This window comes from Bacillus sp. FSL K6-1033, from assembly GCF_038630765.1.
Lineage (GTDB): Bacteria > Bacillota > Bacilli > Bacillales > Bacillaceae > Bacillus > Bacillus altitudinis.
On the sequence record NZ_CP152041.1, the window covers coordinates 1,530,215 to 1,553,478 of the forward strand.

The following is a 23,264-nucleotide window of genomic DNA, read 5'->3' on the forward strand; positions in this document are numbered from 1 at the left end:
AAGGAGGTTTTTGAACCCATGAGCTTTTTTAAGAAATTAAAAGAAAAATTTACGCAGCAAACCGATTCAGTATCAGAAAAGTTTAAAGATGGACTTGAAAAAACGAGAAATTCGTTTCAGGGAAAAGTAAATGAACTCATTTCTCGCTATCGTAAAGTGGATGAAGACTTTTTTGAAGAACTAGAAGAAGTGTTAATCGGTGCGGATGTTGGTTTCACGACTGTGATGGAACTGATTGATGAGCTGAAAAAAGAAGTGAAATTAAGAAACATTCAAGACCCAAGTGAAGTACAAGCAGTCATCTCTGAAAAACTCGTGGAGATTTACAATAGCGGTGAGGAACAAATTTCTGAACTGAACATTGAAGACGGCCGTTTAAATATTATTTTATTTGTAGGCGTGAACGGTGTCGGCAAAACCACAACCATTGGTAAGCTGGCAAACAAGCTAAAAAATGAAGGGAAATCCGTCATTTTAGCAGCAGGTGATACGTTCCGTGCGGGGGCGATTGAGCAGCTTGAAGTATGGGGCGAGCGCTCTGGTGTTCCTGTCGTTAAACAAACAGCAGGCTCTGACCCGGCAGCGGTCATCTATGATGCCGTTCAATCAGCTAAAGCCAAAAAAGCAGATGTCTTGATCTGTGATACAGCAGGCAGACTGCAAAACAAAGTCAACTTGATGAAAGAGCTAGAGAAGGTCAAGAGAGTCATTGAGCGCGAAGTGCCCGATGCACCGCACGAAGTACTGCTTGCCCTTGATGCGACAACAGGTCAAAATGCGATGGCGCAAGCGAAGGAATTTTCTAAAGCGACAAACGTGACAGGTATCGCTTTAACAAAGCTTGACGGTACTGCAAAAGGCGGGATTGTTCTTGCCATTCGCAATGAGCTCAACATCCCTGTAAAACTTGTCGGATTAGGTGAAAAAGTAGACGATCTGCAAGAGTTCGATGCTGAATCGTATGTGTACGGATTATTCTCAGACATGATTGATCAAGAAGACTAATCAAAAAGCCGGCAAAACTGCCGGCTTTTTTATTTAAATATCGCCGCAGGAAGTGACAAGATAAAAACTTGACACATAGATCAGAACCGTGTAAACTTAGTTGTTGTAAAGGGAATGAACTTAACAAAGGGGAGAGAGCCCATGACGCTTGAAAAGACAACGAGAATGAACTACTTGTTTGATTTCTATCAATCGTTGTTGACCGCAAAACAAAAGAGCTACATGTCGCTTTACTACCTAGACGATTTTTCCCTCGGTGAAATTGCGGATGAATATGAAGTATCAAGACAGGCTGTTTATGATAATATTAAACGGACTGAAGCGATGCTTGAACAATATGAAGAAAAGCTGCTCTTGTTTAAGAAATTTAAAGAGCGTAAAGAACTTCTCACAAAAATGAGAGAGCTTGTAGCAGATTCCGCGCAAAAGGAAGAAGCAGAAGCTTTAATTGAATCGCTTGAGAAATTAGATTAGGAGGCGGCACAGTATGGCATTTGAAGGATTAGCCGACCGACTGCAGCAGACGATTTCAAAAATCCGCGGCAAAGGAAAAGTGTCAGAGCAAGATGTAAAAGAAATGATGCGCGAGGTACGCCTTGCCCTTCTTGAAGCTGACGTCAATTTTAAAGTAGTCAAAGACTTTGTGAAAAAAGTAAGCGAGCGGGCAGTTGGACAAGAGGTCATGCAAAGTCTTACCCCAGGACAACAGGTCATTAAAGTTGTAAAAGAAGAACTCACTGAATTAATGGGTGGGGAAGAGAGTAAAATCGCTGTAGCGAAAAAATCTCCAACTGTCATTATGATGGTTGGTCTTCAAGGGGCAGGTAAAACGACCACAACTGGAAAGCTTGCCAACTTACTTCGCAAAAAACATAATCGCAAGCCGATGATGGTGGCCGCTGATATTTACAGACCAGCAGCGATCCAGCAGCTTCAAACGCTTGGGAAACAGCTTGATATGCCCGTATTCTCATTAGGTGATCAAGTCAGTCCTGTCGAAATTGCCAAACAGGCAATTGAAAAAGCGAAAGAAGAACATCACGATTATGTCATTTTAGATACAGCAGGACGTCTTCATATTGATGAAGACTTAATGGATGAACTTCAGAAAGTAAAAGAAGTCGCAAATCCAGAAGAGATTTTCCTCGTTGTTGACTCGATGACTGGTCAAGATGCTGTCAATGTCGCAAAAAGCTTTAATGAACAGCTTGGTTTAACAGGTGTCGTTCTGACAAAACTAGACGGTGATACGCGAGGCGGGGCAGCACTATCAATTCGTGCAGTCACAAATACGCCGATTAAATTCGCCGCACTAGGTGAAAAGCTTGATGCAATTGAACCATTCCATCCGGAGCGGATGGCATCGAGAATTCTTGGCATGGGAGATGTGCTCACGCTTATTGAAAAAGCACAAGCAAACGTTGACCAAGATAAAGCGAAAGAGCTTGAACAAAAAATGCGGACAATGAGCTTCACGCTCGATGATTTCCTCGAGCAGCTTGGGCAGGTTCGTAACATGGGTCCACTTGATGAACTGATCCAAATGATGCCGGGAGCCGGTAAAATGAAAGGGCTCAAAAACGTCCAAGTAGACGAAAAGCAGCTCAATCACATCGAAGCGATCATTAAATCAATGACGACCGAAGAAAAAGAACAGCCAGAGGTCATCAATGCAAGCCGAAGAAAACGGATTGCAAAAGGAAGCGGAACATCTGTACAGGAAGTCAATCGCCTTTTAAAACAATTTGACGAAATGAAAAAGATGATGAAGCAAATGACCAATATGTCCAAAGGAAAGAAAAAAGGCGGCTTTAAATTACCATTTATGTAATTGGTTATACATGATAAAACCGTTGTTAAGAAAAAACACTTTACAAACCCTTTTATCATTGTTAATATACTATCTTGTTGAAATATTTTCGGAGGTGCTAGTAAAATGGCAGTAAAAATTCGTTTAAAACGTATGGGATCAAAAAGATCTCCTTTCTATCGTATTGTTGTAGCAGATTCTCGTTCACCACGTGACGGTCGTTTCATCGAAACAGTTGGAACATACAATCCAGTGTTATCACCAGCTGAGGTGAAAATCAACGAAGAATTAGCGCTTAAATGGCTTCAAAATGGTGCGAAACCATCTGATACAGTTCGTAACCTTTTCTCAAGCCAAGGAATTCTTGAAAAATTTCATAATGCGAAAAACAGCAAATAATGAATGAGCTGTCCTTGGAAGAATTGATTGTGTCCATCGTCGAGCCACTTGTTGATTTCCCTGAAGATATTCACGTATCTTCATTAGAAAAAGATGAGCAGGTCATTTACACACTGTCTGTCAATGCTGAAGATACCGGAAAAGTGATCGGAAAGCAGGGACGTACAGCTAAAGCGATACGAACAGTCATGTTTGCAGCAAGTGCAGAGTCTTCTAAGAAAGTTCAACTTGAGATTGCTGACTAAAAAGGGAGAGGGCTTAGGACCTCCCCTTTTTTTACACGTTTAAATCTATTTTTCGTTATACTGTAGAGGACAAATGCCTTCGGATAGGGGGACAAAAAGGAAGATGCAGATCATTCAACATGTCACCGTCATGCAAGTATTAACTGAAAGCAGTAAGGACAAACTGTTAACGACTTTTTTGGAGAAAAAAGAAAGACTAGAACGTGAGTGCAATCAACTATATTTTCAACTCAAAAAGCATGAAAAAGAACCACATCAGCAAGAAGCCATCCCTCAATTTCAAAAAGCCATTGAAAAAAGACAAGAGAAAATGAGGCAAATTGATTTTCAAGTCGAGCAGCTGCATATCTTGCCTCTTGGCAGTGAAATGAAAGAAACAGAAGTGGATGCGCTGATTGAAGTAAAAATAGGTGATAAATGGGATGACAAAATGCAAGACAATGTCATCGTCGTGAAAGACGGCACCATTGTGGAAATACGTCAGGGGTGATTGAGAACATGGAGCTAGAATGGTTGAATGTCGGAAAGATCGTCAATACACATGGAGTGCGCGGAGAAGTACGTGTTGTGTCAAAAACTGATTTCCCAGAAGAACGCTACAAAAAAGGCAGCGTCCTTTATATTTTCAAACAAAATCAAAAAGAACCGCTAAAAGTGACTGTCGCATCACATAGACAGCACAAACAATTTGATTTACTGACATTTGAAGAAGTCGGTTCATTAAATGAAGCTGAGCAATTAAAAGAGTCGATTTTAAAAGTAGAAAAAGAACATCTTGGTTCATTAGATGAAGGGGAATTCTATTTCCACGAAATCATCGGCTGTGAAGTATATGATGAAGAGGACAAACTGATTGGTCAAATCAAAGAAGTTTTAACGCCAGGGGCAAATGATGTATGGGTGGTTGGAAGAAAAGGCAAAAAAGATGCCCTCATCCCTTATATTCCATCTGTCGTCAAAACAGTTGATATTTCATCCAAGAAAGTACACATTGAAGTGATGGAAGGACTCATTGACGAATGAAAATTGACTTTTTAACACTGTTTCCTGAAATGTTTGAAGGAGTGCTTCACTCATCGATCTTAAAAAAAGCTCAGGAAAAAGATGCGGTCTCATTTGATGTCGTGAATTTTAGGGAGTATTCCGATCATAAACATAAAACAGTGGATGACTATCCGTATGGCGGCGGTGCTGGCATGGTTCTGAAAGCACAGCCTGTATTTGATGCGGTAGAAGATTTAACGAAAAAAGCAAACAAGAAGCCCCGCATTATTCTTGTCTGTCCTCAAGGAGAAAGATATACACAAAAGAAAGCAGAAGAGCTTGCAAAAGAAGAGCATCTTATGTTCATTTGCGGCCACTATGAAGGCTACGATGAGCGCATCAGGGAGCATCTTGTCACAGATGAAATCTCAATCGGGGATTTCGTTCTCACAGGCGGAGAGCTGCCGGCGATGATGATTGCAGACAGTGTGGTCAGGCTTTTGCCTCATGTGCTTGGAAAAGAAGCGTCTCATATCGAAGATTCATTTAGTACAGGTCTGCTTGAGCATCCGCACTATACAAGACCAGCTGATTATAAAGGATTGAAAGTACCAGATGTGCTTCTCTCTGGAAATCATGCCAAAATTGAAGAGTGGCGGCGTAAAGAATCGTTGAAGCGAACCTATACAAGACGGCCAGATTTGATCGATTCTTGCAAAACATTAACGGATGAAGAAAAAAGATGGCTTTGGCAGCTTCATAATGACTAGATTGTATTGCACAAGGTATACAGGTGTGGTATGATACTACTTGTGACTTGGACGGCTTGCCGATTCAAGTTTGAAAACGATGTTCCGCTGCAATGAAGAAAGAGGACATGAGCATCTGTTGGAAGGAGTTGAAAACGATGCAACAATTGATTGAAGAAATCACAAAAGAACAATTACGCACTGATCTTCCTGCGTTCCGTCCTGGTGACACTTTACGTGTACACGTGAAAGTTGTCGAGGGTACTCGTGAGCGTATCCAGATCTTTGAAGGTGTTGTAATTAAGCGTCGTGGTGGTGGAATCAGCGAAACTTTCACAGTTCGTAAGATCTCTTACGGTGTAGGCGTTGAGCGTACATTCCCTGTACACACACCAAAAATCGCTAAGATCGAAGTTGTACGTCACGGTAAGGTACGTCGTGCGAAACTTTACTACCTACGTGAACTTCGCGGTAAAGCGGCTCGTATCAAAGAAATCAGACGATAATGATATCAAAGGAAAGAGCTTGTTACCTGTAACAGGCTCTTTTTTTGTACAATGTATAGAGACAACCGTTAGAAGAGAGAAGGTGCACATATGACAATTCAATGGTTTCCAGGCCATATGGCAAAAGCAAGACGGGAAGTCACAGAAAAATTAAAGCTCATCGACATCGTATTTGAATTAACCGATGCAAGAATTCCGATGTCCTCTAGAAACCCAATGATTGAAGAAATCCTCCAAAACAAACCGAAAATTATGCTTTTGAACAAAGCAGATAAAGCAGATCCTCGTATGACAAAAGAGTGGCAGGCACACTTTGAAGCGCAAGGTGTACGGTCGCTTGCCATTAATTCTGTCGATGGACAAGGGTTAAATCAAATCATTACGACATCAAAAGAAATCTTAAAAGAAAAGTTCGATCGAATGAAAGCAAAAGGTGTTAAGCCGCGTGCCATTCGAGCTTTGATTATCGGAATTCCCAATGTCGGCAAATCAACGCTGATCAATCGGTTGGCAAAGAAAAATATTGCGAAAACAGGAGATCGACCTGGTATTACGACGTCACAGCAATGGGTGAAGGTAGGAAAAGAACTTGAACTGCTCGATACCCCCGGAATTCTCTGGCCGAAATTTGAAGATGAACAAGTAGGTCTTAGGCTGGCCGTCACTGGAGCGATTAAAGACTCTATCATCAACTTGCAGGATGTCGCAGTGTATGCGCTCCGCTTTTTAGAAGAGTACTATCCAGAGCGGTTAAAAAAACGCTATGATTTAGCAGAAATACCTGAAGATACAGTTGAGCTGTTTGATGCCATTGGCACAAAACGCGGCTGTCTGATGAGTGGAGGATTCATTAATTACGACAAAACGACCGAAATCATTATTCGGGATATTCGAACGGAAAAATTTGGTCCCCTCACTTTTGAGAAGCCTGAAAGCTAAAAGACACGCAGCTCATGCGGGTCTTTATTTTTTGCGAAAAACTGCCGATATAAAGAAGGAGGCTGCGGAAAAGCCAATGTACACGGTCAAACAAATAAAAGAATTAATAGAACAACATGCTGACGACGAGTCATACATTCGTGAACTATTGAAAGACGATACAAGAAAAAGTGTCCATAAGCTGATGGACAAATGGAACAAAGAGAGAGAAAAGCAGCAAGAACTGCATGCAGCATGGAAGCAAATGCTGCAATTTGAAACCAAAGCAAGAGCGCAAGGATACAATTGTATTGCAGGCATAGATGAAGCAGGAAGAGGACCACTGGCTGGCCCAGTTGTTGCGGCAGCTGTGATATTAAAAGAGGATACCGTCCTACTCGGTTTAAATGATTCAAAACAGCTATCTGAGAAAAAAAGAATGACCTATTATGAGCTCATTCAAAAGGAAGCACTCGACATCGGCATCGGCATTGTTGATGCGGCAACGATTGACGAAATAAATATATACGAAGCATCAAGACTGGCGATGGTGAAGGCTGTAAAGCAGCTCACTCACACACCTGATTATCTACTCATAGATGCGATGACGCTCCCGCTTCCTACTCAACAGGAGAATATCATCAAAGGAGATGCTAAAAGCGCATCCATCGCAGCTGGTGCATGTATTGCCAAAGTGACAAGGGACAAAATGATGGAAGAGTATGGACGCCAGTACCCTGAGTATCAATTTGAAAAACATAAAGGGTATGGAACGAAAGAGCACCTGGCTGCCATTCAAACACATGGCGCCACACCTATCCACCGGTTATCATTTGCACCAGTGAAATCTGTTATTTCATAAATATTTTGACACAAGGAGGCTGCCTGTGATGACAAGAGTTGAAGATATACATACTGCACTGAATAGTCGGCTGAATACAGCAGAATCTGTTCCGCTTAACACGGAAGGAAAGGAAAATATTCACCGGCTCATTCTCGGCAAAGTACTGAAAATGCTTGGGGATGATACAGCACTTGTTCAAATAGGTTCGACCAAAATCAAAGCGCAGCTAGCGGCTCAGCTAAAAGCCGATTCTTTCTACTGGTTCCAATTAGAACAAGAAGGTGGAGGCAGTCTGAGTAAATTAAGACCTGTTCAGCAATTTGACCAAGATCCTAAAACATTAAAGGATGCCGCAGCTAAACTACTAGAAGGTCTGTCGCTTAAAAATGGACTTGAACAAATGTTAACAGCTACAGCCTTTTTAAAAGAAAAACCGGTCATCAACGAAGCAGAGTTAAAAACGGCAGTAAAATGGATTGAACAACTTCAAGGCGCGGATATCAAAAAAGGCCTGCAAGCACTTCTTTTTGCTTTAAAGAAAGATTTGCCGATTCAACAAGGAGTACTCCAATCAATATTAGCGATGAAATCCCCCTCTGCACTTCATCAGGATGTGACAGCACTGCTAGATCGATTAACACAGCTTCCGAAGCAATCAGAAGCCACACAGGCTCTTACACAGGCCGTTCGTACGGTTGTAAATGCTGAGACAACTGTTCATGCAGAAAAGCTCTTATCGGTGCTTCTAGGAGCAAAAGAAGGTCAAACGAAGCAAGGAGAAAGCTTGCAGCAGGTGAAGCCTCATGTCAATCCGGCTCAGCAAACAAAGCAGAGCCAGCCCGCCGCTATACAAGGGCGACAGGTGGATACAGTGAATCAGAACAGCGTGCAGCAATTATTAAGTCCAAAACAGCTCCCGCTTCAGCAAATAGAACGCATTCTGACAAGCATCACAAAGCAAGGCACAGACGGACAGCAGCAGCTTGATGTAAAACAACTCACATCACTGGTTCAAGCAGTCCAGCAGGCAGGGCCACAGGCTGACGCAAAGGCAGCCGTGCTTCAAAAGGAATTTCCGTTTCTTTCAAAAACAGAGGCGAACGCATTGGCAAAGGTCATTCAGCAGACTGAACCAGCATTAAGCAATAAAACCGATGTACTCGATTTACTGATGACGATGAAAAAAGCGATAGGTGTACGAGATGAAATTGGGATGCTGAAATTACTGGAAAAGGGCAGCCAAGATGTCAAAAGCCAAGAGCTTCACCAATTAAAGATGGTTTTAAATGATGCAAGGCAAGCTGATGTTCCGGAACCCGTAAAAAAAGAAATGGATCAATTATTCCATAGATTAAATGGGCAGTTACTAGTGCATCAGGAAAACCAAACAGTTAGTCAAATGATGGTTTCTTACCCGCTTTTCTCAAAACATAGTGTTCAAGATTTAACCTTTATTCTAAAAGGGCATAAGAAAAAAGATGGCTCTATTGATATTTCTCAGTGCCGTTTAATGTTTTATTTAAACATGGAAAACTTAGAAGAAACGTTAATAGACTGTACGATTCAGCAAAAAGTAATGTCAATTACAGTCGAGACGGCTTACGAACTGCAAGGGACCATTAATCCAATGATTCCAGCTGTTCGAGAGAATTTAAATGCCCTAGGGTATAGTTTGACGGGGATTACAGCGAAAAAGAGAGAAGAGCCAATTGATCCGTCTGACTTTCTAGATGAACACTTTCATAAAATCAGCGAGAAAGGGCTGGACTTACGAGTATGAAAGATTCAAAACCGCTTAGAAGAGCGGTCGCTCTACACTATGATGAAGAAAAACAAAAAGCGCCAAAAGTCGTTGCAACAGGCAGCGGCTATGTGGCTGATCATATTATTGAAGAAGCTCAGAAAGCTGGGGTTCCTATCCAAGAAGACCGTAATTTAGTAGAACTGATGCGCCACTTAACGCTTGATGAGGAAATCCCAGAAGCGTTATACGATACTGTAGCAGAAATATTTTCATTTATCTATCGATTGGATCAAAAAATGAAAAAATAAGGTAAAATAAGTGTTTTGACTGAAAAATTTATATTTTTAATAAAATAAAAGTTTGAATGTTTAGAAGGATTTTACGATTTTACATAGAACCCTAGACATTCTCTTTTTTATTCTTTAAAATGAAAGCGCAGTCTATTTTATAATTTTTGTTTCTACATATGTTGGGAGGATGGGAAATGAATATCCATGAGTACCAAGGAAAAGAAATCCTAAGAAAATATGGGGTTTCAGTTCCAAATGGTAAAGTAGCATTTACACCTGATGAAGCAGTGAAAGCATCAGAAGAGCTAGGAAGCTCTGTATATGTCGTAAAAGCACAGATTCATGCAGGCGGCCGTGGTAAAGCAGGTGGGGTAAAAATTGCAAAAACAAAAGATGAAGTGAAAGGGTTTGCAGAGGAATTGCTCGGCAAGACACTTGTCACACATCAAACAGGGCCTGAAGGGCGCGAAATAAAACGCTTACTTATTGAAGAAGGCTGCGATATTCAAAAAGAGTACTATGTAGGACTCGTTTTGGATAGAGCGACATCAAGAATTGTTTTGATGGCTTCTGAAGAAGGCGGTACTGAAATTGAAGAAGTAGCAGAAAAAACGCCAGAAAAAATCGTGAAAGTGGTCATCGACCCAGCGATTGGTCTCCAAGCCTATCAGGCGAGAGAAGTTGCGTTTAAAATTAATATTCCAACAAAATTAGTTGGTCAAGCTGTTAAGTTTATGACAAGCCTTTACAATGCGTTTATTGAAAAGGATTGTTCAATTGCCGAGATAAATCCTCTTGTTGTAACAGGTGATGGAAAAGTCATGGCACTTGACGCAAAATTAAACTTTGATAGCAATGCCTTATATAGACAAAAAGATATATTAGAATACCGTGACCTTGATGAAGAAGATCCAAAAGAGATTGAAGCATCTAAATATGACCTAAGCTACATTTCTCTAGATGGGAATATTGGCTGTATGGTGAATGGAGCAGGCCTTGCGATGTCTACAATGGATATCATCAAGCATTACGGCGGGGACCCTGCAAACTTCCTTGATGTTGGCGGCGGTGCAACTGCTGAAAAAGTAACGGAAGCATTTAAAATCATCTTATCTGATCAAAATGTCAAAGGGATTTTCGTGAACATTTTTGGCGGCATCATGAAATGTGATGTCATCGCAGAAGGTGTTGTTGAAGCGACGAAACAAGTCGGCTTAACATTACCACTCGTTGTACGTCTTGAAGGAACAAACGTTGAATTAGGGAAGAAAATCCTGAGTGATTCAGGCTTAAATATCACTTCTGCTGAGTCTATGGCTGACGGGGCAGAAAAGATCGTATCTTTAGTCAAGTAGAGCAGAAAGGCAGGGAACCTAAATGAGTGTATTTATTAATAAAAATACGAGAGTAATTGTTCAGGGGATTACCGGTTCAACCGCATTATTCCATACAAAACAAATGATTGAGTATGGAACAAATATCGTTGGCGGTGTCACACCTGGAAAAGGTGGAACTGAAGTAGAGGGAGTTCCTGTATTTAATACTGTATCTGAAGCAGTACAGACAACTGGAGCAAATGCTTCTGTTATCTATGTACCAGCACCATTTGCAGCAGACGCCATTTTAGAGGCTGTTGATGCAGAAGTGGATCTAGTGATTTGTATCACAGAACACATTCCAGTTCTGGATATGGTTAAAGTGAAACGCTATATGGAAGGTAAGAAGACAAGACTTGTTGGGCCGAACTGTCCTGGCGTGATTACACCTGAAGAATGTAAAATTGGCATCATGCCTGGCTACATTCATAAAAAAGGTCATGTTGGTGTTGTGTCTCGTTCTGGAACGCTTACATATGAAGCGGTACATCAGCTTTCAGAGGCTGGTGTTGGTCAATCAACAGCTGTAGGAATTGGCGGAGACCCTGTCAATGGCACGAACTTTATTGATGTATTAAAAGCCTTCAATGAAGATCCTGAAACGCATGCTGTGATCATGATTGGTGAAATCGGTGGTACTGCTGAAGAAGAAGCAGCTGAATGGGTAAAAGCAAATATGACCAAGCCGGTTGTTGGCTTTATTGGCGGTAAAACAGCGCCTCCAGGAAAACGTATGGGACATGCTGGTGCCATTATTTCTGGTGGTAAAGGAACTGCTGATGAAAAAGTAAAAACAATGCGTGAATGTGGAATTGAAGTGGCAGAGACACCATCTGTCATGGGAGAAACCTTAATTAAAGTGTTAAAAGAGAAGAATCTCTTCGAAGCTTGTAAAACGCATTAATGACACAAGAAGACTTGTTCTTTGACAAGTCTTCTTCTTTCTATCTTAAACTGGAGGAATGGTATGTACAACGTGTCCGAAAGAATGATTTTTCACCGCTTAAAAGGCCTCATCTCACCCTCTTTGTTAACAAAATGGTGGAAAGTCGATCCTGAGCTATATATAAATGAAGAAACACATCATTTCAAACAGGATCGATCATTACAAAAGATCGACTTTACCCGCTTACAACAAGCTGAAGAAAATGAATTCCCCATTTTTCAACACATCGTTCAAGCCTATTTAAAGCAAAATATTCACATGATTCCCATCACATCACCTTTATATCCCAGCTCACTAAAACACATTTATGATCCTCCCCCAGTATTATTCCTAAAAGGAAACGTTACCTATTTAAATGAAGAAAAAAGTTTAGGTGTAGTAGGTACACGAGTGCCATCCTCTTACGGAGAAGCGTGCGTGAAGAAAATTGTTGGAGAACTTGTAGAGGAAGATTGGATGATTGTGAGTGGTTTAGCAAAAGGAATTGATGGACTTGCACACAAAGAGTGCATAAGAAAAAAAGGAAAAACGATTGGTGTTGTAGCTGGCGGCTTTCAACATGTATATCCAAAAGAACATGTGCAAATGGCTCAATATATGGGAGAACATCATTTACTGTTGTCAGAGCATCCGCCTTATATCAAACCAGAAAAATGGCATTTTCCAATGAGAAACCGATTAATTAGTGCCCTGACAAGAGGAACCATCGTGGTCCAGTGCAAAGAAAAGAGCGGTTCGCTTATTACAGCCTACCAGGCATTAGAGCAAGGAAAAGAAGTGTTTGCTGTTGCAGGATCGATCTTTGATTCTAATTCTATAGGTCCAGCTAGACTGATTCAGCAAGGTGCCAAGCTTGTTCATTCAACGAAGGATATTTTAGAGGAATTCTCCTTGAGTGGTGTTCAATATACTGAACTCCCATAAAAATATCGTTTGACAAAAGACATCGGAATATTTAATAATAGTGAGGATTTAAGTTTACACTTTGTTTTTCGTGTTTATAATGATGTTCATCATAAAGAATTTTTAACGATTGCCTGTTAGATAGGTGCAATTAACATAAATATAAATTTGTGAAATGGATAAAGAGAGAACACCTCTTAAGGGGGATTTTGAGTATGGCTGATTATTTAGTCATCGTTGAGTCGCCAGCAAAGGCGAAAACGATTGAGCGTTATTTAGGAAAAAAGTATAAAGTAAAGGCTTCAATGGGGCACGTAAGGGATTTACCGAAAAGTCAGCTTGGTGTTGACACTGAGCATGACTTCGAACCGAGATATATTACGATTCGAGGAAAAGGTCCAGTCTTAAAAGAATTAAAAACAGCAGCGAAAAAAGCAAAAAAAGTATATCTCGCAGCTGACCCCGACAGAGAGGGAGAAGCGATTGCTTGGCATTTAGCCCACAGCCTTGACCTTGACCTCTCTTCAGATTGCCGCGTTGTCTTTAACGAGATTACAAAAGATGCAATTAAAGATTCCTTTAAACATCCACGTATGATCGATATGGACTTGGTTGATGCGCAGCAGGCAAGACGAATCTTAGATCGTCTCGTTGGATATAAAATCAGCCCAATTTTATGGAAGAAAGTCAAAAAGGGCTTAAGCGCCGGTCGTGTTCAATCAGTTGCACTCCGCCTGATTATTGACCGCGAGAATGAAATTAATGAATTCAAACCAGAAGAATACTGGACAATTGATGGTACCTTCCTAAAAGGGAAAGAAAGCTTTGAAGCGAGTTTCTTTGGCGTAAATGGCAAAAAACATCCGCTAAAAACAAAAGAAGATGTAAAAGAAATCCTTTCGAAATTAAAAGGAAGCAAGTTTTCTGTTGAAAAAGTGACGAAAAAAGAACGTAAACGCAACCCAGCTGTTCCGTTTACAACATCTACCTTACAACAAGAGGCAGCGAGAAAACTAAACTTTCGTGCGAAGAAAACGATGATGATTGCACAGCAATTATATGAAGGAATTGATCTTGGTAAAGAAGGTACAGTAGGTCTCATTACATATATGAGAACGGACTCGACACGTATTTCCAATACGGCAATTGAAGAAGTATCTGCTTTCATTGATCAAACGTATGGCAAGAATTTCTTGAATACAACAAAACGTACTGCCAAAAAGAACGAAAATGCACAGGATGCTCACGAAGCCATCCGTCCGACTTCTACGCTAAGAAAACCAGCAGATGTCAAACACGTGCTAAGCAGAGATCAGCTTCGTCTTTATAAATTGATTTGGGAACGTTTTGTGGCAAGCCAAATGGCACCAGCTGTTCTTGATACAATGAGTGTGGATCTTGAAAATAACGGGCTTACTTTCCGTGCAAATGGAAGTAAGGTGAAATTCCCTGGATTTATGAAAGTATATGTTGAAGGGAAGGACGACCAGTTAGAAGAAAAGGACAAAATGCTTCCTGATCTGAAAGAGGGAGATACCGTTCTTTCAAAAGATATTGAACCAGAGCAGCACTTTACGCAGCCGCCTCCACGCTACACTGAGGCTAGACTTGTCAAAACCCTTGAAGAGCTAGGTATCGGCCGCCCATCGACGTATGCACCAACATTAGATACCATTCAAAAGCGCGGCTACGTGGCACTTGATAACAAACGGTTTATTCCAACAGAGCTTGGAGAGATTGTGCTCAACTTAATTATTGAATTCTTCCCTGAAATCATTAACGTAGAATTTACTGCGAAAATGGAAAAAGAACTTGATAGCGTTGAAGAAGGTACGATTGAATGGGTACGCATTATCGACAGTTTCTATCAAGATTTTGCAAAACGGGTAGAAAAAGCAGAAGCAGAGATGCAGGAAGTTGAGATCGAGCCTGAATACGCCGGAGTTGATTGCGAAGAGTGTGGTCATCCAATGGTGTACAAAATGGGGAGATACGGTAAGTTCATGGCATGCTCTAATTTCCCTGACTGCCGTAACACAAAACCAATTGTCAAAGATATTGGTGTCAAATGCCCGACTTGTCACGAAGGAAATATCGTTGAACGGAAATCTAAGAAGCGCCGCATTTTTTACGGTTGCGATCGTTTTCCAGAGTGTGAATTCGTCTCTTGGGACAAACCAATTGAAAGAAAGTGTCCAAAATGCGAAAATATGCTTGTAGAGAAAAAGCTGAAAAAAGGCATTCAAGTTCAATGTGTGAACTGTGATTATAAAGAGGAACAACAAAAATAGCGGTGAGCAACCTTGTTCACCTGCTTTTTTATGTCATCAAATAGAACTTACGAAATAGGAGAGTTGTACAATGAGTCAATTTGTAAATGTGATCGGAGCAGGTTTAGCAGGGAGTGAAGCGGCATGGCAAATTGCCAAGCGCGGAATTAAAGTTCATCTGTATGAAATGAGACCTGTCAAACAAACACCAGCTCACCACACTGATAAATTTGCGGAGCTCGTATGCAGTAACTCATTGCGTGCGAACGCTTTAACAAACGCAGTAGGTGTACTAAAGGAAGAAATGCGTCATTTAGATTCAGCAATCATCGCAGCAGCAGATGAAAGCTCGGTTCCTGCTGGTGGAGCGCTTGCAGTAGATCGTCATGAATTTGCAGCTAACGTCACAGACCGCGTGAAAAATCACCCGAATGTGACGGTCTTTCAAGAAGAAGTGCAAAGCATTCCAGAAGGTCCGACGATTATCGCAACGGGTCCTCTAACATCAGAAGCACTTTCAAAAGAATTAAAATCCTTAACAGGTGAAGAGTATTTATATTTCTACGATGCAGCAGCGCCGATCCTCGAGAAAGACAGCATCGATATGGATAAAGTGTACTTGAAATCACGTTATGATAAAGGGGAAGCGGCTTATTTAAACTGTCCGATGACAGAAGAAGAATTCGATCGTTTTTATGAGGCGCTCATTTCTGCTGAAACTGTGCCGTTAAAAGAGTTCGAAAAAGAAATCTTCTTCGAAGGCTGTATGCCCATTGAAGTCATGGCCAAAAGAGGGAAAAAAACCATGTTGTTTGGCCCGATGAAACCAGTTGGACTTGAAGATCCAAAAACAGGGAAAAGACCTTACGCTGTTGTTCAATTAAGACAGGATGATGCAGCAGGTACTTTATATAATATTGTTGGGTTCCAAACACATCTAAAATGGGGCGATCAAAAGGAAGTATTCCGTTTGATCCCAGGTCTTGAAGAGGCAGAGATTGTTCGCTATGGTGTGATGCACCGTAATACATTTATTAACTCGCCAAGCCTTCTAAAACCGACGTATCAATTTAAAAATAGAGACGACTTATTCTTTGCCGGACAAATGACTGGTGTTGAAGGATATGTTGAGTCCGCGGCTTCAGGACTAGTGGCTGGAATCAACGCAGCTCGTTTTGTTAAAGGAGAAGAGCTTGTGACACTTCCAGAAGAAACAGCGATTGGCAGTATGGCTTACTACATCACATCAACAAACAAGAAAAGCTTCCAGCCGATGAATGCAAACTTTGGCTTGCTGAAAGATCTTGGCGTTCGAATTAAAAACAAACAAGAGCGCTATGCAGAGTACGCTAAACGCGCAATCGAAACTATTCAAACTATTTCGAAATCTCTGTAGTAAAACATTGCACGGGAAGCAAGATATGTGATACCATTTAAAAGCCTTAAAGAGGTGTAAAAATGACAGAGAAACAGCGTCTTGTCCACTTATTCATTGAATATTTGCAGATTGAAAAGAACTATTCAGCTTTAACGATCTCGGGTTATACTGAGGCGATTGAAGAGTTTGTCAGATTTATGAACATTCAAGGAATAGACGGTTTTGAAGAGGTATCCTATCAAGATACGAGAATTTATTTAACAGAAGCTTATGAAAAAGGCCTTACAAGAAGAACGATTAGTAAGAAAGTCTCTGCACTTCGCAGCTTTTATAAATTTTTATTAAGAGAACAGCTTGTGAAAGAAAATCCTTTTTTACTCGTTAGCTTACCAAAGCAGGATAAGCGAATTCCTTCATTTTTGTATGAAGAGGAGCTAAAAGAGCTATTTACAGTTTCTGATGTAAATACACCGCTTGGTCAAAGAAATCAAGCCATTTTAGAACTTCTTTATGCAACAGGTATGAGGGTCAGTGAGTTATGTTCATTAAAAGAATCTGATCTTGATTTATCGATGGATACAGTGCTTGTTCATGGGAAAGGCAGCAAACAACGGTATGTACCTTTCGGCTCTTATGCACATGAAGCGCTCTCCACATATTTAGAGGATGGAAGGCAGAAGCTGAAAGTGAAGGGAAAGGATCGTGCTGATTCACATGTGTTTTTGAATCAGCGCGGAGCTCCTCTTACAGACAGAGGCGTTCGATTCATTCTAACTGAATTAATGAAAAAGGCGTCTGGCACATTACATATCCATCCTCACATGTTAAGGCACACCTTTGCTACGCATCTTTTAAACGAGGGAGCGGATTTAAGAAGTGTTCAAGAACTTCTCGGTCACTCAAATTTATCATCAACACAGGTGTACACGCATGTATCAAAAGATTCTTTAAGAAAAACGTACATGTCTCATCACCCAAGGGCTTTTAAACGATCCTAAAAGGAGGTTTTTTCATGTCATCATTTCATGCAACCACAATCTTTGCCGTTCAACATAAAGGAAAAAGTGCGATGGCTGGAGACGGTCAAGTCACTTTTGGGCAGGCTGTCGTCATGAAACACACAGCAAAAAAAGTGCGCCGTCTTTTCGGAGGCAAAGTACTCGCAGGTTTTGCTGGTTCAGTTGCAGATGCATTTACACTCTTTGAGAAGTTTGAAACGAAGCTTGAAGAATACGGTGGTAACCTAAAACGAGCAGCTGTAGAACTGGCGAAAGAATGGCGAAGTGACAAGATGCTCAGACAGCTTGAGGCCATGCTGATCGTCATGAATAAAGAAAGCATCCTGCTCGTATCTGGAACAGGAGAGGTCATCGAGCCAGACGATGGCATTTTGGCTATCGGGTCAGGCGGTAACTACGCGCTTAGCGCCGGGAGAGCACTCAAAAAACATGCAGGTGACCATCTCTCAGCTCGAGAGATTGCAAAGGCGGCTCTTGAAACGGCCGGAGAAATCTGTGTCTATACGAACGATCAAATCACTTTAGAAGAGCTTGAATAGAAAGGACATGAGACGTATGGAGAAAAAGCCGTTCACCCCAAGAGAGATAGTTGAAAAGCTCGATCAGTACATTATTGGTCAGCTTGATGCGAAAAAAGCAGTGGCGGTGGCTTTAAGAAACCGTTACAGAAGAAGTCTTTTACATGATAAGCTAAAGGATGAAGTCGTTCCTAAAAACATCTTAATGATTGGTCCGACAGGTGTGGGGAAAACAGAAATTGCCCGCAGAATTGCAAGGATTTCTGGTGCACCTTTCATTAAAGTGGAAGCGACGAAGTTTACTGAAGTTGGATATGTCGGACGTGACGTAGAATCAATGGTCAGAGATTTAGTGGAAACAGCAATCAGACTAGTCAAAGAAGAAAAAATGAAGGATGTTCAAGAAGAAGCGGAAAAACAAGCAAACAAACGGCTTGTTCATCTACTTGTTCCTGGAAAGAAAAAAAGTCAGTCTGTGAAAAATCCTTTTGAGATGCTGTTTGGTGGTTCTGATGCTGATGAAAGTGATCGAGATCACTCAAGTGAAGAAGTAGAACTTGAATCGACGAGAAAACGCATTGCGCACCAGCTGGCGATGGATGAACTTGAAGACCATTATGTCACGATTGAAGTCGAAGAGCAGCAGCCTTCCATGTTTGATATGCTTCAAGGCTCGGGTATGGAGCAAATGGGTATGAACATGCAGGATGCGCTTAGCAATCTCATGCCTAAAAAGAAAAAACGCAGAAAGCTGACCGTCAGAGAAGCGAGAAAAGCGTTAACTGCTGAGGAAGCTTCAAAACTGATTGATATGGATGAAGTCGGTCAGGAAGCCGTGCAAAAAGCAGAACAGCAAGGAATAATCTTTATCGATGAGATCGATAAAATTGCCAAAAGCGGTGGTGCATCGTCTGCAGATGTTTCTCGTGAAGGGGTTCAACGTGATATTTTACCGATTGTAGAAGGTTCCACTGTGATGACGAAGTATGGGGCTGTGAAAACAGATCATGTTCTATTTGTAGCAGCAGGCGCTTTTCATATGGCGAAACCCTCGGATTTGATTCCAGAGCTTCAAGGACGCTTCCCAATCCGTGTAGAATTAGATAAATTAAGTATAGAAGACTTTGTGAAAATCTTAACGGAACCAGATAACGCGTTATTAAAGCAATATAAGGCTCTACTTGAAACAGAAGGTATATCTCTTGAATTTTCTGACGATGCTATTCATAAGATTGCCGAAGTGGCTTATCACGTCAATCAGGAGACGGATAACATCGGTGCAAGAAGGCTTCACACCATACTTGAGAAGCTGCTAGAAGAGCTCTCATTTGAGGCGCCTGATATTACGATGGAAACAGTGACCATTACCCCTCAGTATGTAGAAGAGAAGCTAGGAAAGATTGCAAATAATAAAGACTTAAGTCAATTTATACTTTAACAAATGAATAAAGTAATCTAGGAGGATCATTATTATGGCGTTACTACAAAAAACAAGGATTATTAACTCGATGCTGCAAGATGCAGCGGGGAAGCCGGTTAATTTCAAAGAAATGGCAGAAACATTGAGAGATGTCATTGATTCAAACATTTTCGTATTAAGCAGAAGAGGGAAACTTCTTGGCTACTCCATTAACCAGCAGATTGAAAATGCACGTATGAAAAAAATGTTGGAAGATCGTCAGTTCCCTGAAGAATATACAAAGAGTCTATTCAACATCCCTGAAACATCTTCAAATCTTGACATCAACAGTGAGTATACAGCTTTCCCGATTGAGAACCGTGATTTATTCCAATCAGGTTTGACAACGATTGTACCAATCATCGGAGGCGGAGATCGCTTAGGGACGTTAATCCTTTCTCGTTTGCAAGATACATTCACAGATGATGATTTAATTCTTGCTGAATACGGCGCAACAGTTGTTGGAATGGAGATCCTTCGTGAGAAGTCAGAGGAAATCGAAGAAGAAGCAAGAAGTAAAGCAGTTGTCCAAATGGCGATTAGTTCTCTTTCATATAGTGAGCTTGAAGCCATTGAACACATCTTTGAAGAACTTGATGGCAACGAAGGGCTTCTAGTGGCAAGTAAGATTGCAGACCGTGTAGGAATCACTCGTTCAGTGATCGTAAACGCACTGCGTAAGTTAGAAAGTGCAGGCGTTATTGAATCACGTTCTCTTGGAATGAAGGGAACATACATCAAAGTATTAAACAATAAATTTTTAATTGAACTTGAAAATTTAAAATCTCACTAATCAGAAAACCCCTTTTCGGCCGAAATAATTGTTGAAAAGGGGTTTTTTGTATGAAAAAAGAGGATTTGTCCGAAAAATGACACTCTTTTTCCCAAGAAACCCCTTACAATTCTGTAGTTCTTTGAATCTAGGTCTTTATACCTATTCGTAAAATAGATATATATTACGAGTTTTTTTTACAATTACATCATAGACTTTAATCCTATTATTTCTTACAATGAACATATGGTTTTACAAATCTCGACATGATTAAATGGAATGAAATACATATGATTGGAGGTATATGGTTTTGGATATATTTTCTGGAACGATAAGCAACCTTGAGAATGCCTTGGGCAGAGCGAATGTTAAGCAAAAAGTCATAAGCAATAATATCGCGAATATAGACACACCGAACTACAAGTCTAAAAAAGTTGCATTCCACGACATGCTAAATGATGCGTCAATCAAATTAGATGCTAAAAAAACATACCAAGGTCACATTGATTTTTCTAAAACAGGGTCTAATTATTCAGTTGTTTCGAGTAACCGTACTTCTTATCAAGAAAACGGAAATAATGTCGATATTGATCAAGAGATGAGTGAACTCGCTAAAAACCAAATTCAGTATAATGCGTTGGTTGAAAGAATGAGCGGAAAGTTCAATTCTCTTAAAACAGTTTTGACAGGAGGTAAGTGATGTCGATTTTTTCAGGCGTGAACGCTTCGGCCTCAGCATTAACAGCACAGAGGCTCAGAATGGACGTTGTATCCTCTAACCTTGCGAATATGGATACAACAAGAGCTAAACAGGTTGATGGCAAGTGGGAGCCTTATAGACGCAAGCTCGTCACATTACAGCCGTCAGGTGAATCATTTTCATCTATATTGAACTCAAGCATGAATTCAAGCGGCAAATTAGGAAACGGCGTCAAAGTAACAAAAATTACTGAAGACGAAACTCCATTCAACCTTCAATATGATCCTACAAATCCCGATGCCAATGAAAATGGATATGTTCAAACACCAAACGTTGATCCATTAAAGGAAATGGTTGATCTCATCAGCAGCTCAAGATCATATGAAGCAAACGTGACTGCGCTGAATGCGAATAAAAGCATGCTGATGAAAGCTTTAGAAATAGGAAAGTAAGGTGAAAAGAATTGGTTAACGCAATATCTCCTTTCCAGCTTCAAACCGCTCAGCAAGCAAGTGAATTGACGAATGCATCGTCTGTGCAGGCGGCTGCACCTAAAAGTCAAACGAATTTCTCTGATGTGCTGAAGAATTCCATTGAGGCATTAAATCAATCACAGCTGAAATCAGACCAGTATACGAATGCTCTCGCACAAGGGAAAGATGTCAATCTCGATGAAGTCATGATTGCTTCACAAAAAGCGAGTGTGACACTCACAGCTGCAACCGAGTTTCGGAATAAAGCAGTCGAAGCGTACCAAGAGATTATGAGAATGCAGATGTAGGAGGTGCTGGTGGACAAAAAATAGACTGAATGGAATGACCGGGGGTTAAGATGAATCGTACTTTAATGCAATTAAGAACAAAAACAGTTGAGTTTTGGCGAAATCGATCAAAATTACAAAAAATACTCATGATTGGCGGCGTAGCTGCCCTAGCAATCATTATTACGGTTGTTAGCATCTTTGCTTCTTCTGAAAAAATGGTTCCGTTGTTTAGAGATTTGTCTGAGGCAGAAGCAGGACAAATCAAACAGGAACTGGATGGCAAAAACGTTAAATCGGAACTTGCAAATAACGGAACGACGATTTTAGTTCCAGAAAAGCAAGCAGACACTTTAAAAGTAACACTTGCATCAGAAGGACTTCCTAAAACAGGGAATATTGATTACTCCTTCTTTGCGAACAATTCCGGCTTCGGTTTAACAGATAATGAATTTGATGTTCTGAAAGTAGACGCAACTCAGACAGAACTATCCAATCTGATCAACACGATTGATGGGATTAAAGATTCAAAGGTTATGATTAACCTGCCAAAAGATTCCGTTTTTGTTGGAGAAGAGCAAAGTAATGCATCAGCATCAATTGTGCTGCAAGTTCAACCAGGCTACACGCTTACTCAGCAACAAGTAAAAGGCCTTTATCATCTTATTTCAAAAAGTGTGCCGAATTTAAAAACAGAAAACATTGTCATTATGGACCAAGATTCCAACTACTATGACTTAAACAGCAGCTCAGATTCCTATGCGAGTGGAATGGATGCACAGCAGCAGAAAAAAGAGGAGATTGAAAAGAATCTTCAACGAAAAATTCAACAGCTGCTTGGAACGATGATGGGTCAAGAGAAAGTTGCCGTATCGGTCACTACAGACATTGATTTTACTGAAGAAAAAAGAAAAGAAGATCTTGTCGAACCAGTTGATCAAGAAAACATGCAAGGAATTGCTGTCAGCGCTGAAAAGATTGCTGAAACTTATTCAGGCAATGGTGCAGCAGCTGGAGGCACCGCTGGAACAGGTGACGATGATGTCACAAATTATCAAGGCGCCGATGGAACGAACGGAAGCGGAGATTACGAAAAGAGCGAAGATCGTATCAATTATGAAGTCAACCGCATTCATAAAGATATCAAAGAAAGTCCTTATAAAATCAGAGACGTTGGCATTCAGGCACTGGTTGAACCGCCTACTGCAAACGATCCGAATTCATTAACTGCTGAAAGGCAGGATGATATCAAAAAAATTCTTTCAACCATCATCAGTACATCGATTGATAAAGAATACACAAACGGTCAAGCGCTCACTCAAGCTGACTTAGATAACAAAATCGTTTTATCTGTATCAAAATTAGACGGTAAACAGCAAACGGCAGCAGAAAACCCTTCAAACAATATTCCAATTTGGGTTTATATTGTTGGCGGTGTGCTACTACTCGCCATTATCGCTCTCATCATTCTTCTCGTACGTAAGCGAAGAAAAGAAGAGGAAGAAGAGTTTGAGTTTGATGAACGTACACCAATTCATGTTCCTGATATCGATACTGAACCAGAAACAGAAGAAATGGTGAGAAAAAATCAGCTTGAAAAAATGGCAAAAGATAAACCAGAAGACTTTGCTAAATTGCTACGCAGCTGGCTGTCCGAGGATTAGGAGGA

At 40.7% G+C, this 23,264-nt stretch carries 26 protein-coding genes; all 26 read left to right on the forward strand.

From position 1 onward, the window contains the following. Positions 1-18 precede the first annotated feature (18 nt). The 26 genes from ftsY to fliF all read left to right on the forward strand — a co-directional run bounded on the left by ftsY (position 19) and on the right by fliF (position 23,259). Positions 19-1,005, forward strand: coding sequence for a signal recognition particle-docking protein FtsY (ftsY, locus tag MHH31_RS07755; RefSeq protein ID WP_017359097.1), 987 nt, complete (start codon positions 19-21; stop codon positions 1,003-1,005). Positions 1,006-1,146: 141 nt separating this feature from the next. Continuing rightward, a complete protein-coding gene (locus MHH31_RS07760; RefSeq protein ID WP_008344844.1) occupies positions 1,147-1,479 on the forward strand; it encodes a putative DNA-binding protein in 333 nt (110 codons plus the stop codon). A gap of 13 nt (positions 1,480-1,492) precedes the next feature. Continuing rightward, complete coding sequence (gene ffh, locus MHH31_RS07765; protein WP_008344842.1) at positions 1,493-2,836, forward strand: signal recognition particle protein; 1,344 nt, start codon at positions 1,493-1,495, stop codon at positions 2,834-2,836. Between the two features lie 105 nt (positions 2,837-2,941). Beyond that, positions 2,942-3,214: a 30S ribosomal protein S16 gene (rpsP, locus tag MHH31_RS07770; RefSeq protein WP_003212139.1), complete on the forward strand. Its 273-nt coding sequence runs from the start codon at positions 2,942-2,944 to the stop codon at positions 3,212-3,214. Then, positions 3,214-3,459 (forward strand): KH domain-containing protein, encoded by a 246-nt coding sequence (locus MHH31_RS07775; RefSeq protein WP_012009937.1) that lies wholly within the window; start codon positions 3,214-3,216, stop codon positions 3,457-3,459. The genes rpsP and MHH31_RS07775 overlap by 1 nt, the downstream gene beginning before the upstream one ends. A 103-nt stretch (positions 3,460-3,562) precedes the next feature. Beyond that, the gene (locus tag MHH31_RS07780; RefSeq protein WP_008344839.1) at positions 3,563-3,949 is read left to right on the forward strand and encodes a YlqD family protein; all 387 of its coding nucleotides are present in this window, start codon (positions 3,563-3,565) and stop codon (positions 3,947-3,949) included. A gap of 8 nt (positions 3,950-3,957) precedes the next feature. Continuing rightward, entirely contained in the window at positions 3,958-4,482 is a 525-nt protein-coding gene (gene rimM, locus MHH31_RS07785; protein ID WP_008344836.1) for a ribosome maturation factor RimM, read from the forward strand. Continuing rightward, a complete protein-coding gene (gene trmD, locus MHH31_RS07790; RefSeq protein WP_007499635.1) occupies positions 4,479-5,213 on the forward strand; it encodes a tRNA (guanosine(37)-N1)-methyltransferase TrmD in 735 nt (244 codons plus the stop codon). The genes rimM and trmD overlap by 4 nt, the downstream gene beginning before the upstream one ends. A 137-nt stretch (positions 5,214-5,350) precedes the next feature. Next, positions 5,351-5,698, forward strand: a complete 348-nt coding sequence (gene rplS, locus MHH31_RS07795; protein ID WP_008344834.1) for a 50S ribosomal protein L19 — start codon at positions 5,351-5,353, stop codon at positions 5,696-5,698. A gap of 90 nt (positions 5,699-5,788) precedes the next feature. Continuing rightward, complete coding sequence (ylqF, locus tag MHH31_RS07800) at positions 5,789-6,637, forward strand: ribosome biogenesis GTPase YlqF (RefSeq protein ID WP_268431952.1); 849 nt, start codon at positions 5,789-5,791, stop codon at positions 6,635-6,637. Between the two features lie 76 nt (positions 6,638-6,713). After that, the gene (locus tag MHH31_RS07805) at positions 6,714-7,478 is read left to right on the forward strand and encodes a ribonuclease HII (RefSeq protein WP_024720347.1); all 765 of its coding nucleotides are present in this window, start codon (positions 6,714-6,716) and stop codon (positions 7,476-7,478) included. Between the two features lie 28 nt (positions 7,479-7,506). Beyond that, a complete protein-coding gene (locus MHH31_RS07810) occupies positions 7,507-9,240 on the forward strand; it encodes a glycosyltransferase (protein WP_342495428.1) in 1,734 nt (577 codons plus the stop codon). Next, positions 9,237-9,512 (forward strand): FlhB-like flagellar biosynthesis protein, encoded by a 276-nt coding sequence (locus tag MHH31_RS07815; RefSeq protein WP_008344827.1) that lies wholly within the window; start codon positions 9,237-9,239, stop codon positions 9,510-9,512. The genes MHH31_RS07810 and MHH31_RS07815 overlap by 4 nt, the downstream gene beginning before the upstream one ends. Positions 9,513-9,688: 176 nt before the next feature. Beyond that, positions 9,689-10,849: an ADP-forming succinate--CoA ligase subunit beta gene (gene sucC, locus MHH31_RS07820; RefSeq protein ID WP_008344824.1), complete on the forward strand. Its 1,161-nt coding sequence runs from the start codon at positions 9,689-9,691 to the stop codon at positions 10,847-10,849. A gap of 22 nt (positions 10,850-10,871) precedes the next feature. Continuing rightward, entirely contained in the window at positions 10,872-11,774 is a 903-nt protein-coding gene (gene sucD, locus MHH31_RS07825) for a succinate--CoA ligase subunit alpha (protein WP_007499624.1), read from the forward strand. A gap of 63 nt (positions 11,775-11,837) precedes the next feature. Beyond that, on the forward strand, positions 11,838-12,740 hold the full coding sequence (dprA, locus tag MHH31_RS07830; RefSeq protein WP_041090524.1) for a DNA-processing protein DprA: 903 nt from the start codon (positions 11,838-11,840) through the stop codon (positions 12,738-12,740). Between the two features lie 194 nt (positions 12,741-12,934). Beyond that, positions 12,935-15,010, forward strand: a complete 2,076-nt coding sequence (gene topA, locus MHH31_RS07835) for a type I DNA topoisomerase (RefSeq protein WP_008344821.1) — start codon at positions 12,935-12,937, stop codon at positions 15,008-15,010. Between the two features lie 70 nt (positions 15,011-15,080). After that, a complete protein-coding gene (gene trmFO / locus MHH31_RS07840; protein ID WP_007499618.1) occupies positions 15,081-16,385 on the forward strand; it encodes an FADH(2)-oxidizing methylenetetrahydrofolate--tRNA-(uracil(54)-C(5))-methyltransferase TrmFO in 1,305 nt (434 codons plus the stop codon). Between the two features lie 62 nt (positions 16,386-16,447). After that, positions 16,448-17,365 (forward strand): tyrosine recombinase XerC, encoded by a 918-nt coding sequence (gene xerC, locus MHH31_RS07845; RefSeq protein ID WP_039166693.1) that lies wholly within the window; start codon positions 16,448-16,450, stop codon positions 17,363-17,365. A 14-nt stretch (positions 17,366-17,379) separates the two neighbouring features. Beyond that, positions 17,380-17,925: an ATP-dependent protease subunit HslV gene (gene hslV / locus MHH31_RS07850; RefSeq protein ID WP_007499614.1), complete on the forward strand. Its 546-nt coding sequence runs from the start codon at positions 17,380-17,382 to the stop codon at positions 17,923-17,925. 16 nt (positions 17,926-17,941) lie between these two features. Then, a complete protein-coding gene (hslU, locus tag MHH31_RS07855) occupies positions 17,942-19,342 on the forward strand; it encodes an HslU--HslV peptidase ATPase subunit (RefSeq protein WP_216895155.1) in 1,401 nt (466 codons plus the stop codon). Between the two features lie 34 nt (positions 19,343-19,376). Next, a complete protein-coding gene (codY, locus tag MHH31_RS07860) occupies positions 19,377-20,156 on the forward strand; it encodes a GTP-sensing pleiotropic transcriptional regulator CodY (protein ID WP_144678823.1) in 780 nt (259 codons plus the stop codon). Positions 20,157-20,445: 289 nt separating this feature from the next. Next, positions 20,446-20,835, forward strand: a complete 390-nt coding sequence (gene flgB / locus MHH31_RS07865; RefSeq protein WP_017359092.1) for a flagellar basal body rod protein FlgB — start codon at positions 20,446-20,448, stop codon at positions 20,833-20,835. Then, positions 20,835-21,287 (forward strand): flagellar basal body rod protein FlgC, encoded by a 453-nt coding sequence (gene flgC / locus MHH31_RS07870; RefSeq protein ID WP_007499610.1) that lies wholly within the window; start codon positions 20,835-20,837, stop codon positions 21,285-21,287. The genes flgB and flgC overlap by 1 nt, the downstream gene beginning before the upstream one ends. A gap of 11 nt (positions 21,288-21,298) precedes the next feature. Beyond that, a complete protein-coding gene (fliE, locus tag MHH31_RS07875; RefSeq protein ID WP_007499609.1) occupies positions 21,299-21,616 on the forward strand; it encodes a flagellar hook-basal body complex protein FliE in 318 nt (105 codons plus the stop codon). A 50-nt stretch (positions 21,617-21,666) separates the two neighbouring features. Further along, positions 21,667-23,259, forward strand: coding sequence for a flagellar basal-body MS-ring/collar protein FliF (gene fliF, locus MHH31_RS07880; RefSeq protein ID WP_017359091.1), 1,593 nt, complete (start codon positions 21,667-21,669; stop codon positions 23,257-23,259). Positions 23,260-23,264 lie beyond the last annotated feature (5 nt).

Bases quoted from the DNA above. Each gene is read 5' to 3' on its own strand.
- ftsY (WP_017359097.1), top strand. From the start codon at position 19: ATGAGCTTTTTTAAGAAATTAAAAGAAAAATTTACGCAGCAAACCGAT.
- MHH31_RS07760 (WP_008344844.1), top strand. From the start codon at position 1,147: ATGACGCTTGAAAAGACAACGAGAATGAACTACTTGTTTGATTTCTAT.
- ffh (WP_008344842.1), top strand. From the start codon at position 1,493: ATGGCATTTGAAGGATTAGCCGACCGACTGCAGCAGACGATTTCAAAA.
- rpsP (WP_003212139.1), top strand. From the start codon at position 2,942: ATGGCAGTAAAAATTCGTTTAAAACGTATGGGATCAAAAAGATCTCCT.
- MHH31_RS07775 (WP_012009937.1), top strand. From the start codon at position 3,214: ATGAATGAGCTGTCCTTGGAAGAATTGATTGTGTCCATCGTCGAGCCA.
- MHH31_RS07780 (WP_008344839.1), top strand. From the start codon at position 3,563: ATGCAGATCATTCAACATGTCACCGTCATGCAAGTATTAACTGAAAGC.
- rimM (WP_008344836.1), top strand. From the start codon at position 3,958: ATGGAGCTAGAATGGTTGAATGTCGGAAAGATCGTCAATACACATGGA.
- trmD (WP_007499635.1), top strand. From the start codon at position 4,479: ATGAAAATTGACTTTTTAACACTGTTTCCTGAAATGTTTGAAGGAGTG.
- rplS (WP_008344834.1), top strand. From the start codon at position 5,351: ATGCAACAATTGATTGAAGAAATCACAAAAGAACAATTACGCACTGAT.
- ylqF (WP_268431952.1), top strand. From the start codon at position 5,789: ATGACAATTCAATGGTTTCCAGGCCATATGGCAAAAGCAAGACGGGAA.
- MHH31_RS07805 (WP_024720347.1), top strand. From the start codon at position 6,714: ATGTACACGGTCAAACAAATAAAAGAATTAATAGAACAACATGCTGAC.
- MHH31_RS07810 (WP_342495428.1), top strand. From the start codon at position 7,507: ATGACAAGAGTTGAAGATATACATACTGCACTGAATAGTCGGCTGAAT.
- MHH31_RS07815 (WP_008344827.1), top strand. From the start codon at position 9,237: ATGAAAGATTCAAAACCGCTTAGAAGAGCGGTCGCTCTACACTATGAT.
- sucC (WP_008344824.1), top strand. From the start codon at position 9,689: ATGAATATCCATGAGTACCAAGGAAAAGAAATCCTAAGAAAATATGGG.
- sucD (WP_007499624.1), top strand. From the start codon at position 10,872: ATGAGTGTATTTATTAATAAAAATACGAGAGTAATTGTTCAGGGGATT.
- dprA (WP_041090524.1), top strand. From the start codon at position 11,838: ATGTACAACGTGTCCGAAAGAATGATTTTTCACCGCTTAAAAGGCCTC.
- topA (WP_008344821.1), top strand. From the start codon at position 12,935: ATGGCTGATTATTTAGTCATCGTTGAGTCGCCAGCAAAGGCGAAAACG.
- trmFO (WP_007499618.1), top strand. From the start codon at position 15,081: ATGAGTCAATTTGTAAATGTGATCGGAGCAGGTTTAGCAGGGAGTGAA.
- xerC (WP_039166693.1), top strand. From the start codon at position 16,448: ATGACAGAGAAACAGCGTCTTGTCCACTTATTCATTGAATATTTGCAG.
- hslV (WP_007499614.1), top strand. From the start codon at position 17,380: ATGTCATCATTTCATGCAACCACAATCTTTGCCGTTCAACATAAAGGA.
- hslU (WP_216895155.1), top strand. From the start codon at position 17,942: ATGGAGAAAAAGCCGTTCACCCCAAGAGAGATAGTTGAAAAGCTCGAT.
- codY (WP_144678823.1), top strand. From the start codon at position 19,377: ATGGCGTTACTACAAAAAACAAGGATTATTAACTCGATGCTGCAAGAT.
- flgC (WP_007499610.1), top strand. From the start codon at position 20,835: ATGTCGATTTTTTCAGGCGTGAACGCTTCGGCCTCAGCATTAACAGCA.
- fliF (WP_017359091.1), top strand. From the start codon at position 21,667: ATGAATCGTACTTTAATGCAATTAAGAACAAAAACAGTTGAGTTTTGG.